This window comes from Methylophilus sp. DMC16, assembly GCF_056314045.1.
This window is the reverse complement of record NZ_JBQUZC010000003.1, coordinates 223,379-234,693: the sequence shown is the minus strand read 5'-3', so window position 1 is coordinate 234,693 and position 11,315 is coordinate 223,379. Positions and strand designations below refer to the sequence as shown.

The 11,315-nt window shown below is 55.9% G+C and carries 11 protein-coding genes; all 11 read right to left on the bottom strand.

Annotated features, from left to right (window positions below; translation table 11 throughout):
• Positions 1-4: 4 nt before the first annotated feature.
• Positions 5-187 (bottom strand): hypothetical protein, encoded by a 183-nt coding sequence (locus ACT53D_RS12595; protein WP_194749199.1) that lies wholly within the window; start codon positions 185-187, stop codon positions 5-7.
• Positions 188-208: 21 nt separating this feature from the next.
• Positions 209-1,144 (bottom strand): UDP-3-O-acyl-N-acetylglucosamine deacetylase, encoded by a 936-nt coding sequence (gene lpxC, locus ACT53D_RS12590; RefSeq protein WP_194749198.1) that lies wholly within the window; start codon positions 1,142-1,144, stop codon positions 209-211.
• A gap of 107 nt (positions 1,145-1,251) precedes the next feature.
• A complete protein-coding gene (gene ftsZ, locus ACT53D_RS12585) occupies positions 1,252-2,412 on the bottom strand; it encodes a cell division protein FtsZ (RefSeq protein WP_194749197.1) in 1,161 nt (386 codons plus the stop codon).
• An 83-nt stretch (positions 2,413-2,495) separates the two neighbouring features.
• Positions 2,496-3,734, bottom strand: a complete 1,239-nt coding sequence (ftsA, locus tag ACT53D_RS12580; RefSeq protein ID WP_194749196.1) for a cell division protein FtsA — start codon at positions 3,732-3,734, stop codon at positions 2,496-2,498.
• A gap of 36 nt (positions 3,735-3,770) precedes the next feature.
• Positions 3,771-4,475 carry a cell division protein FtsQ/DivIB gene (locus ACT53D_RS12575; RefSeq protein WP_275356562.1) on the bottom strand — a complete coding sequence of 235 codons (705 nt, stop codon included), beginning with the start codon at positions 4,473-4,475 and terminating at the stop codon, positions 3,771-3,773.
• A gap of 17 nt (positions 4,476-4,492) precedes the next feature.
• A complete protein-coding gene (locus tag ACT53D_RS12570; protein WP_476156500.1) occupies positions 4,493-5,413 on the bottom strand; it encodes a D-alanine--D-alanine ligase in 921 nt (306 codons plus the stop codon).
• Entirely contained in the window at positions 5,410-6,315 is a 906-nt protein-coding gene (gene murB, locus ACT53D_RS12565) for a UDP-N-acetylmuramate dehydrogenase (RefSeq protein WP_379073440.1), read from the bottom strand. Before murB ends, ACT53D_RS12570 begins: the two co-directional genes overlap by 4 nt.
• Positions 6,312-7,706, bottom strand: coding sequence for a UDP-N-acetylmuramate--L-alanine ligase (murC, locus tag ACT53D_RS12560; RefSeq protein WP_476156498.1), 1,395 nt, complete (start codon positions 7,704-7,706; stop codon positions 6,312-6,314). Before murC ends, murB begins: the two co-directional genes overlap by 4 nt.
• Entirely contained in the window at positions 7,703-8,797 is a 1,095-nt protein-coding gene (murG, locus tag ACT53D_RS12555) for an undecaprenyldiphospho-muramoylpentapeptide beta-N-acetylglucosaminyltransferase (RefSeq protein ID WP_476156496.1), read from the bottom strand. Before murG ends, murC begins: the two co-directional genes overlap by 4 nt.
• Entirely contained in the window at positions 8,794-9,960 is a 1,167-nt protein-coding gene (gene ftsW, locus ACT53D_RS12550) for a putative lipid II flippase FtsW (protein ID WP_476156494.1), read from the bottom strand. The genes murG and ftsW overlap by 4 nt, the downstream gene beginning before the upstream one ends.
• On the bottom strand, positions 9,945-11,315 hold the full coding sequence (murD, locus tag ACT53D_RS12545; protein WP_476156492.1) for a UDP-N-acetylmuramoyl-L-alanine--D-glutamate ligase: 1,371 nt from the start codon (positions 11,313-11,315) through the stop codon (positions 9,945-9,947). Before murD ends, ftsW begins: the two co-directional genes overlap by 16 nt.

The window sequence follows — 11,315 nt, the reverse complement described above, 5'->3', positions numbered from 1 at the left end:
AATTTCAAATTCTGGCCAATCGACTGAGGAAAAAGAACAACAGCAACAACAGGATGACCACAAACCCACCGCGCCAGACTGCCTTGAGCCAGCGCCAGTAGCGTGGCTGCCCGGTCTGCCAGCTCAGCAAGCCCAGGATCAGGGTGCTCAACACCAGCACGGCAAACAAGATTCGTATCCACCACATTGTGATCTGCCTGGACGCGGTTTACGCCGGTAACAGCGGCGCCGGACTAAAATAGTCGCGTTGTTTAACAAAGCCAACTGGGGCATGGGCGTCGTTATCAAACGTACAGTATTCCCAGGCGCTTTCATCGGCCAGCAGGGCGCGCAGTAACTGGTTATTCAAAGCGTGGCCCGATTTGAACGCAGTAAACTGTCCGACAATCGGATAGCCCAGAATATACAAGTCGCCAATCGCATCGAGGACTTTGTGTTTGGCGAATTCGTCTTCATAACGCAAGCCACCGCCGTTGAGGACTTTGTATTCATCCAGCACAATCGCGTTATCGAGGCTGCCGCCTTTGGCGAGCCCATTGGCCCGCAGGTATTCGACCTCATGCATAAAGCCGAATGTGCGTGCACGGCTGATCTCGTCCACATAGCTCTGGCTGTCGTAATCAATGGTGACCGTTTTGCCAGAAAACTCGAACACGGGATGTGCAAAATCAATGGTAAATTCGGCTTTAAAGCCATGGTGCGGCGTAAATTTTGCCCATTTATCGCCTTCGCTTACTTCTACCGGCTTGAGGATACGCACGAATTTTTTCGGTGCCTCCAACTCAGCCAGTCCGGCCGTTTGCAACAGATAGATAAACGGTCCCGAGCTGCCATCCATGATGGGCACCTCGGCGGCCGTCAGTTCTATCAATACATTGTCTACCCCCAAACCGGCGAGGGCAGACATTAAATGCTCCACGGTAGCCACGCGCGCACCTGAAAACTCTAGGGCGGAGCTCAGGCGAGTGTCATTCACTGCCGTCGGGGCGACCCGCATGGCAGGCGCATCGGGCAAATCGATGCGCTGGAACACCACTCCGTGATCGGCGGGCGCAGGCTTGAGCGTCAGCGTGACTTTTTCACCGCTGTGCAGCCCAACGCCAGTGGCGCTGATCGATTGTTTAAGCGTGCGTTGCTTTAACATGGTTTTCTCTACTGTTAATGATTGGCGACATTATAAGCCAATCGCTGTACTCACTCATGATTCATCTGGCCTTCCCTGTGTTGCACCCGGTTCCGCCAGGGGTATCATTAGTCAGCCTGCTTGCGCAAAAATGCCGGAATATCGTATTCCTCAATCCCGGAGTTCTTCATGGCTTCGACCTGCGCACGACGGCTGTTGCTGGTGAATACGGCTGGCTCGTCTTCTTCAACCGTGTTGAAGATCGGCTGGTTAGTCGTACCATCACGCAGGGTCGTCATCACTTTGAGCTCAGGTTTGGCCTGGCGTTTGCCCACGGAACCGTTCAAGCCAGTGGCCACCATGGTCACACGCAGGTTATCGCCCATGCTTTCATCCATCACGTTACCGACGATCACGGTCGCATCTTCTGCGGTGAATTCCTTGATCGTGTTCATCACGTCATAGTATTCACGCATCTTGAAGCTGCCGCTAGCGCTAATGTTCACCAGCACGCCACGCGCATTGGCCAGATTCACGTCTTCCAGCAATGGGCTGGCAACCGCTTGTTCTGCGGCAATCCGTGCACGGTTCGGACCGCTGGCTTCTGCAGAGCCCATCATTGCCATGCCCATTTCAGACATCACGGTGCGTACGTCAGCAAAGTCCACGTTCACCAGGCCTGGGCAGTTGATGATTTCAGCGATGCCAGACACGGCATTGTGCAAAACGTCATTGGCTGCACGGTAAGCTTCTACCACGGTCACGTCTTCACCCAGCACGTCCATCAGCTTTTCGTTAGGGATAACGATAAGAGAGTCTACATATTGGGAAAGTTCTTCCAGACCTTCCTGTGCGACCTTGGCACGTTTGCCTTCAAAGGCAAAAGGCTTGGTCACCACGGCCACGGTCAGGATGCCCATTTCACGCGCCACTTCTGCAATGATCGGTGCAGCCCCAGTACCAGTCCCGCCACCCATGCCTGCGGTAATAAACAGCATGTCTGCACCATCAATCGTTTCGGCAATACTGTCGCGGTCTTCCAGCGCGGCTTCGCGACCGATTTCCGGTTTGGCACCAGCGCCCAGGCCTTTGGTAATGTCAGAACCAATTTGCAGCACGACTTTGGCATGGCTCTTTTTCAAGGCCTGCATATCCGTGTTGGCGCAAATAAACTCAACGCCTGTCACGCTCTTGGTCATCATGTGCTCTACGGCGTTTCCACCGCAACCACCGACCCCAATCACCTTGATCACGGCGCCATCATTCTCTTTGTCAAAAATCTCAATCATACTCACCCTCCATTGCCTATTATTTGAGTGCTTGGTTTGCCCCGCACACTCGCCCTAAAACACATTAAAAAAACAACAAAAACCTAAAAGTTGCCGGTAAACCAGCGCTTCATTCTTTCAAACAATCTGCCAAATGACCCGGATTGCAGATCGCCTACCATTTGTTTCTCCACCTGCTGTTTGGCCATCAGCAACAAGCCGATGCCAGTGGCATAGCGTGGATTGCCCACCACTTCTGACAAGCCCTCTACATAGCGCGGCACACCCAAACGAACCGGCGTATGGAAAATCTCTTCGCCCAGCTCGACCATGCCGCGCATTTGTGCCGCGCCGCCGGTAATGACGATGCCGGAAGCAATCATGGATTCCATGCCACTGCGGCGCAGCTCTTGCTGCACAAACTCGTAAATCTCTTCGACGCGGTCCTCAATCACCTCGGTCAACGCCTGGCAGGACAACTGGCGTGGCTCACGGCCATCCACCGCAGGCACTTCCACCACTTCGCGTGGGTCGGCCAGCTGGCGCAAGGCACAGCCATGCTTGACCTTGATCTCTTCTGCCGACTGCGTCGGCGTGCGCAAGGCCACCGCGATATCATTGGTAATCTGATCACCCGCAATCGGGATCACTGCGGTATGGCGGATCGCGCCATTCTTGAACACCGCCAGGTCTGTGGTACCGCCACCGATATCCACCAGACATACGCCCAGCTCTTTTTCATCATCAGTGAGCACTGATTCACTGGAAGCCAGTGGCTGCAAAATCAGGTCGCTGACTTCCAGGCCGCAGCGCTTGATGCATTTGACGATGTTTTGTGCCGCGGCAATGGCACCGGTCACAATATGTACCCGCACTTCGAGGCGGATGCCGCTCATGCCCAGCGGTTCGCGCACATCTTCCTGACCGTCGATAATGAATTCCTGGGTCAGGATATGCAGAATCTGCTGGTCTGCTGGCAAGGCAATCGCACGGGCGGTTTCCACCACGCGGTCTATATCCATCTGCGAGACTTCGCTCTCCTTGATTTTCACCATGCCGTGCGAATTGAGGCTTTTCACGTGGCTGCCCGCAATGCCGGAATACACGGTATTGATCTTGCAATCCGCCATCAACTCCACTTCTTCAATCGCGCGCTGAATCGCCTGCATGGTGGAGTCAATATTCACCACCACGCCTTTTTTCAAGCCACGGGAAGCATGCTGCCCGACCCCGATCACTTTCAGGGTGCCTTCCGGCAAAATCTCTGCCGCAATCGCAACAATCTTCGAGGTGCCGATATCCAGCCCCACGATCAAATTTTTATCTTCTCTGACTCTACTCATGTGTTTTCCTTGACCTTCTTTCTGGCAATGTGCCGCCTACGCCCCAGGCCGTGGCATGCGCAAGGCAAAGCCATTCGGGTAGCGTAAATCGGCATAACGCCAGTCGCTCTCTGCAATACTTGCTTGCTGACGGTAAGCTGTCACAAACTGTTGCAATCTTTGTTTCGCGGCTTCTCGCCCCAGCATCATCTGGCGGCCATCCGCTGTTTTAATTTCCCAGGCACGGCGCGAGGACAGGCTCAGTTGCTGTATCTGTAGCGGTGTGCCTGCTAGCATCTGTGCAAAACTGGCATAGCCTTGCGCCACTTCTTTCACGGCATCGCCCGGCCCATAAAAGGTGGGCAATTGCTCATCTGAGGCGGCCTGAAACAGTTCGCCATGCTTGTTGACCAGTGCCACGCCGCCCCAACGGCCCAGGGCCTGATGCTCTTCAATCTGTACCACAATGGTGTCTGGCCACTGGCGACGGACGGCCACCTTGCGCGCCCAGGGCAGCTTTTCAAAAGCGGTACGCGTGCGTTGCAAATCCAGCGTATAAAAATTGCCCTTCAGGTATTTGCGCACAATCAGCTGGATCTGCTCATGGTTCACATGGTCGAGGTTGCCCTCCACCTGTACTTGCTTGACCGGGAAGATGGGCAAATGCAACACCACAAACAACAAGGCGTACAACAGCATCACCACTGCCAGTGAAAACAGCAGATTGGCGATCCAGTTCAGCAATGTTGGTCTATCCCACATCGTCTCAGTCGTCCTCGTTACGCGTCACGCAGGGTTTGTTGCAAAATACGGATCACCAAGGCATCAAAGTCCATGCCGGCCGCTTTCGCTGCCATCGGCACCAGGCTGTGATCGGTCATGCCCGGGCTGGTATTCACCTCCAGAAAATAGTGTTTACCGGCCTCATCCATCAAAAAGTCCACCCGTCCCCAGCCTTTGCAGCCCAGCACCTTGAAAGCCTGCACGGCTTCGGCCTGGATCTGTTGCTCCTGCTCGGCAGACAAGCCACAAGGGCAGCGGTACTCGGTGTCGTCGCGCAAATACTTGGCTTCGTAATCGTAATATTCGTTTTGGGGCACAATGCGCACGATAGGCAGCGCGGTCTCGCCCAGAATGCCGACGGTATATTCACCGCCACCGACAAACTGTTCGGCAATCACCAGCGGGTCTGACTGTTTGGCCAATGCATAGGCTGCCTGCAAATCCCCCGCCTGCTTGACCTTGCTGACACCGATGCTGGAACCTTCATTGGCCGGTTTCACAAACAGCGGCAAACCCAGTGCCGTCACGACATTTTCAACATGGGTACTGTCATCCATGAGCACATAGTTAGGCGTAGTCACACCCGCAGCCGTCCACAACAATTTGGTGCGCCATTTATCCATGCCCAGCGCCGACGCCATGACGCCGCTGCCGGTATAAGGGATGCCCATTAACTCAAGCGCCCCCTGTATGGTGCCGTCTTCACCAAAGCGGCCATGCAAGGCAATAAAGGCACGGTCAAACTGCTTGAGCGCCGACAAGTCCTGGCTGGCCGGATCAAAGGCATGCGCATCCACGCCCTGGCGCTGCAAGGCCGCCAGCACAGCCGAGCCACTTTTGAGCGACACTTCACGCTCGCCGGAACGACCGCCGAACAACACGGCCACTTTGCCAAATTGAGACTGACTTGTACTCATGCTTGTAAAACACCTTCCCCAATTACTTTTACTTCTTGCACCAATGCCACGCCCTGTTTGGCGCGCACGGTGGTTTTCACGTGCTCAATCAGGGCTTCAATATCCGCCGCGCTGGCCTGCCCCAGATTCACAATAAAGTTGGCATGCTTTTCAGAGACCTGTGCGCCACCGATGGTGGCCCCCTTCAACCCTGAAGCTTCAATCAGCCGCGCAGCAAAATCGCCTTCAGGATTTCTAAAGGTAGACCCTGCACTCGGCATATTCAGTGGCTGGCTGGCCAAACGCTTGGCCAGCAACTGCTTGATCTGTTCGGCAGACGCCTTGCCATCGCCGGCAGGGACGGCAAACCAGCCGCCCAAAAACCACTCATCTGCCGCCGGATGCGCCACATGACGATAGCTGGGCTGGTATTCTGCTTTCATGCGCGTTTGTACCAAGCCTGCACGGTTAATCGTTTTCACTTCACTGACCCACTGCCAGGTTTCCCCCCCATAACAACCGGCATTCATTGCCAGCGCGCCGCCTACGGTGCCCGGAATGCCAGCCATAAACTCGGCCCCAACGCGGTCCTGGCTGGCCGCAAAGCGCGCCAGCTTGGCACAGGTCACGCCAGCATCCGCATAAATACGCTCACCGTGCATCTCCAGCGCTTGCAGCGCCTGATGCATGACCACCACTGTGCCGCGCACTCCGCCATCCCTTACCAGCAGGTTGCTACCCAGGCCAATAAAAGTCAGCGGCTCGCTGGCCGATAATTGCTGCAAAAACTGCTGCAAGGCTTCTACGCTGTCAGCCAGCACCAGGCGATCCGCCGGGCCGCCGACACGCCAGCTGGTATAGCGGGCCAAAGGCTCGTTCTTGAGCACTTGCAAGCCTGAGGTTTTCACACGGGTGGCACTCATACGCTAGCCAGCTCCCTTGTTTTGGCCGCCACGCTACCGATATTGCCAGCGCCCATCACTACCACCACATCGCCAGGCAACACACTCTCAAGAATGGCTGCCGGCAGTTCTTCGGTGGTTTCCACAAAGCGAGGCTCCACCTTGCCGTTGACGCGGATGGCGCGGATCAGGCTGCGCGTATCCGCCGCCACAATCGGTGATTCGCCTGCCGAATACACTTCGGTCAACAGCAAGGCATCCACGGTCGACAACACTTTTACAAAATCTTCAAAACAGTCGCGCGTGCGGGTATAGCGGTGCGGCTGGAAGGCCAGCACCAGACGGCGACCCGGGAAGGCGCCGCGCGCGGCTGCAATCACCGCCTGCATTTCAATCGGGTGATGTCCGTAGTCATCCACCAGCGTGAAGTGGCCGCCATTGACCGGGATTTCACCATAGCGCTCAAAACGGCGGCCTACGCCCCTGAATTCAGCCAGGGCCTTGAGGATGGCGGCATCCGGCACATTCAACTCAGTAGCAATCGCAATTGCCGCCAGCGCATTCAGCACATAGTGGTGGCCGGGCAGGTTCAAGGTCACCTCATTACGTACGGTCACGCCGTTTTTGCGCACCAGGGTGAAATGCATCTTGCCGTTGTCGGCAATGATGTTTTCCGCGCGAATCGCAGCTTCTTCGTGCGTGCCATAGGTGGTCACTGGCCGGGTGACGCGCGGCAGGATTTCACGCACATTGGCGTCATCGATGCACAACACAGCCATGCCCCAGAAAGGAATCTGCTGCAAGAACTCGACAAACGCGGTTTTGAGTTTGTCAAAACTGTGCTCGTAAGTGTCCATGTGGTCCTGGTCGATATTGGTCACCACCGCCATGATCGGCGTCAGGTGTAAGAACGACGCATCAGACTCATCGGCCTCTACCACGATCAATTCACCGGTACCCAAGCGCGCATTGGCGCTGGCCGCTTCAAGCTTGCCGCCAATGACAAAGGTCGGGTCCATGTCGGCCTCTGCCAGAATGCTGGCAATCAGGCTGGTAGTGGTGGTTTTGCCATGCGTGCCTGCCACGGCGATGCCTTGCTTGAAGCGCATGAGTTCGGCCAGCATGACCGCACGCGGAATCACGGGCACTTTGCGCGCACGCGCGGCGATGATTTCCGGGTTTTCTTCATTGATCGCACTGGATACCACCACCACATCTGCATTGCCAAGATGCTCGGTGGCATGGCCCTGAAACACGGTGGCGCCAAACCCTTGCAAGCGTCTGGTGGTGGCATTGCTGGCCAGGTCTGACCCGCTGACTTCAAAGCCCAGGTTCAGCAGCACTTCGGCAATGCCGCTCATGCCCGAGCCGCCGATGCCGATAAAATGAATTTTTTTGACTTTATGTTTCATAGTGCTTTAAGTTTTCCGTTGTTCTCGGCCAGTTGCTGGCAAATCGCTGCCACCTGGCGCGTGGCCTGTGGCCTGGCCAATGCGCGCGCTTTTTGCGCCATCGCCAGGCAAGTGGCTCTATCCAGTGTTTGCAACAAGGCGGCCAATGACCCAATGTCCAGGTCACGCTGTTGAATCAGCTGCGCCGCGCCTGCTTGTGCCAAATACGCGGCATTGGTGGTCTGGTGATCATCCACCGCAAACGGGAAGGGCACCAGAATGCTGGCAGCGCCCACATTGGCCAACTCCGCCACGGTCAGGGCTCCAGCCCGGCAAATCACCAGATCTGCCCAGGCATACACTTCTGCCATGTCATGAATAAAGGCGCGGCAATCAGCCGCCACACCTGCCTCGGCATAGGCTTTTTTCAAAGCCTCAATCTGTTTTTCACCAGACTGATGAATGATCTGTGGCCGCGCATTGGTCGGCAACTGCGCAAAAGCCTGTGGCAACAAGGTGTTCAATGCCACCGCGCCCAAACTGCCGCCAACCACCAGGACCCGCAACACGCCGTGATGCTCGGCAAAGCGCTGTTCTGGCGTGGGCAAGGTGGTAATGCCTTCACGTACTGGATTACCGACCATTTCCCCTTTGGCCCCCAACGCATTGGGGAAGCCGGTCAATACCCGATTTGCCAGCTTGGCCAGCACTTTATTGGTCAAGCCAGCCACCGAGTTTTGCTCATGAATCACCAGCGGCACGCCAGCCAGCTTGGCCATGACGCCGCCTGGAAAAGCGGCAAAGCCGCCCATGCCCAGGACCACATGTGGTTGATACTGCTTGATCGCCGCCCGTGCCTGTGAAAATGCACGCGCCAGTTTGACTGGCAATGTCACCCAGCCCATGAGGCCTTTACCGCGCACGCCTTGCATGGTCATCATGGCTTTTTCATAGGGTTTGTCTGCAATCAGGCGGTTTTCCATGCCCCCCTCGGTGGCCAGCCAGACAATTTGCCAACCTTGTGCATGCAAGGCATCGGCCACGGCCATCGCAGGATACACATGGCCGCCAGTGCCGCCCGCCATCACCAGTAATGTGTATGCACGGGTCATGACTGCAAGCCTTTCTGCAGACGTCTGTTCTCGAAGTCAATGCGCAGCAACACCGACAAAGCGATGCAATTGGCCAAAATGCCGCTACCACCGTAAGACAACAGTGGCAAAGTCAGGCCTTTGGTTGGCAACAGGCCCATGTTCACGCCCATATTGATAAAACCCTGCACGCCCATCCAGACGCCGATGCCTTGTGCCAGCAAGGCCGAGTAATAACGCTCATTGGCAACGGCTTCTTTGGCAATGCTAAAGGCGCGGATCACCAGCCAGGCAAACAACCAGACCACGACCAGCACACCCACATAGCCCAGCTCTTCCGCCACCACGGCCAGTAAAAAGTCAGTATGTGCCTCTGGCAGGTAGAGCAGTTTTTCCACACTGCCGCCCAGACCCACGCCCCAAAACTCACCGCGACCAAACGCGATCAGGGCATGCGATAACTGATAGCCGGTATCAAATGGATCATCAAACGGATTCAAAAAGCCTTTCATGCGCTCCAGACGATAGGGTTCCATCACCACCAGACCAATCACTGCCAATGGCAAGGCGCCCAGCATGGCCAGAAACACCTTGAGATTGACGCCCCCCAGCCACATGATGGAAAACGCAATCGAGGCCGTGACAGCAAACGCGCCAAAATCGGGCTCTTTCAACAGCAGCACGCCGACAAACACCATCACACCCAGCATGGGTAAAAAGCCCTTTTTAAAGCTGTGCATGCTGCTGGCCTTGCGCACGGCATAGTCGGAGGCATACATGGCAATAAACAGCTTCATGAGTTCTGAAGGCTGCAGATTCATGATCAACAGGGAAATCCAGCGGCGACTGCCATTGACCACTTTGCCGATGCCGGGGATCAATACCAGAATTAGCAGCACAATGCCGGCAATAAACAGGTAGGGCGACATCTTTTGCCACCAGGCCATGGGCACTTGAAACACCACGATGGCCGCCCCCAAGCCGACAGAAATATACAAAGCCTGACGCACCAGGAAGTAGGTGCTGTTATGGCCAAACATCTTGCTTGAGTCTGCGTAGGCGATGGAGGCCGAATACACCATGACCATGCCAAACGCCAGCAGTGACAACACCACCCACACCAGCGACTGATCATAGCTGGGCGAGTTATAGCGCTCACGCGACATCATCAACGGCCCAAGCATGCGGCCTCCATCGCTTTCACAGCCTCGACAAATACCTGTGCGCGGTGTTCGTAGTTGCGGAACATATCAAAACTGGCGCAGGCAGGGGACAGCAAGACCGCATCGCCCGCCTCAGCCAGTGTTTTGGCAATATGCACTGCCGCAGTTAGATCAACGGCATCGACCACAGGCAATTGCAAGTGCTGCAAGACCTGTTGAATTTTGGGACCATCACGGCCGATCAACACCACAGCGCGTGCATGGTGCAACACGGCATCACGCAAGGGATTAAAGTCCTGGCCCTTGCCGTCGCCGCCCGCAATCAGCACCACTTTTTGTGGTTTTCCCTGTTTGAGCATGCCGCTGATGGCAGCGCAGGTCGCGCCAACATTGGTGCCTTTGGAGTCATCGTAAAAGTCGACATCCTCAATGTTTGCCACCCACTCCACGCGGTGTGGCAAGCCGGCAAACGACTGCACGGTATGCAGGATGGAAACTTTGTCTATGCCGATGGCCTGCGCCAGCGCAATGGCAGCCAGGGCATTGGCAATATTGTGTTTGCCGCGGATCTGCAGGGTATCGGCTTCAATATAGTGGCGATTACCCGCGCACAGCCAGCCTGCGTCATTGAGGCCGTAATCATTGATGCTAGGGGCCGGGTTAACGCCGAATGAAATCTGCGGTATGGCACCAGCCAAGGCCATGCTGGCAGGATCATCACGATTTACCACGGCAATGCGGGCATGCTGGTAGATACGGGCCTTGGCCTGCGCATAATCGGTCATGCTGTCGTATCTATCCATATGGTCCTCGGACAGATTGAGCACCGTGGCAACATCAACCTCCAGGCTGTGCGTGGTTTCCAGCTGAAAACTGGACAGTTCCAGCACATAAACGTCTGGCGCGGGCATGTGCAGCGTATCCAGCACGGGCAAACCGATATTGCCAGCCACAATGGTATTGAGACCGGCCTGTTTGCAGATTTCGCCCACCAGCGAGGTCACGGTGGTTTTTCCGTTGGAGCCGGTGATGGCAATCACCTTGGCATAAGGGGCACGGAAGCGCGCAAACAGCTCGACATCACCGACCACGGCTTTGCCTTGTGCCATCAGATCGGCCAATACAGGCTCTTTCAGTGCCACACCCGGGCTGGCCACAATCAAATCCATCGCCGCCAGCAAGCTGCTATTAAAAGGTCCAAGATGGTATTCCACCTCGGGAAATTCCTCTTGCAGGCGATCCAGGCCTGACGGATGCGGGCGTGAGTCAAACATCACCACTTCTGCGCCCATACCACGCAGCCAGCGCAACGCCGAGAAGCCGGTATCACCCAGTCCCAGGACAGCAATGCGTTGGTGTTCGAAGTGTTTTTTCAT

Bases quoted from the DNA above. Each gene is read 5' to 3' on its own strand.
- ACT53D_RS12595 (WP_194749199.1), bottom strand. From the start codon at position 187: ATGTGGTGGATACGAATCTTGTTTGCCGTGCTGGTGTTGAGCACCCTG.
- lpxC (WP_194749198.1), bottom strand. From the start codon at position 1,144: ATGTTAAAGCAACGCACGCTTAAACAATCGATCAGCGCCACTGGCGTT.
- ftsZ (WP_194749197.1), bottom strand. From the start codon at position 2,412: ATGATTGAGATTTTTGACAAAGAGAATGATGGCGCCGTGATCAAGGTG.
- ftsA (WP_194749196.1), bottom strand. From the start codon at position 3,734: ATGAGTAGAGTCAGAGAAGATAAAAATTTGATCGTGGGGCTGGATATC.
- ACT53D_RS12575 (WP_275356562.1), bottom strand. From the start codon at position 4,475: ATGTGGGATAGACCAACATTGCTGAACTGGATCGCCAATCTGCTGTTT.
- ACT53D_RS12570 (WP_476156500.1), bottom strand. From the start codon at position 5,413: ATGAGTACAAGTCAGTCTCAATTTGGCAAAGTGGCCGTGTTGTTCGGC.
- murB (WP_379073440.1), bottom strand. From the start codon at position 6,315: ATGAGTGCCACCCGTGTGAAAACCTCAGGCTTGCAAGTGCTCAAGAAC.
- murC (WP_476156498.1), bottom strand. From the start codon at position 7,706: ATGAAACATAAAGTCAAAAAAATTCATTTTATCGGCATCGGCGGCTCG.
- murG (WP_476156496.1), bottom strand. From the start codon at position 8,797: ATGACCCGTGCATACACATTACTGGTGATGGCGGGCGGCACTGGCGGC.
- ftsW (WP_476156494.1), bottom strand. From the start codon at position 9,960: ATGCTTGGGCCGTTGATGATGTCGCGTGAGCGCTATAACTCGCCCAGC.
- murD (WP_476156492.1), bottom strand. From the start codon at position 11,315: ATGAAAAAACACTTCGAACACCAACGCATTGCTGTCCTGGGACTGGGT.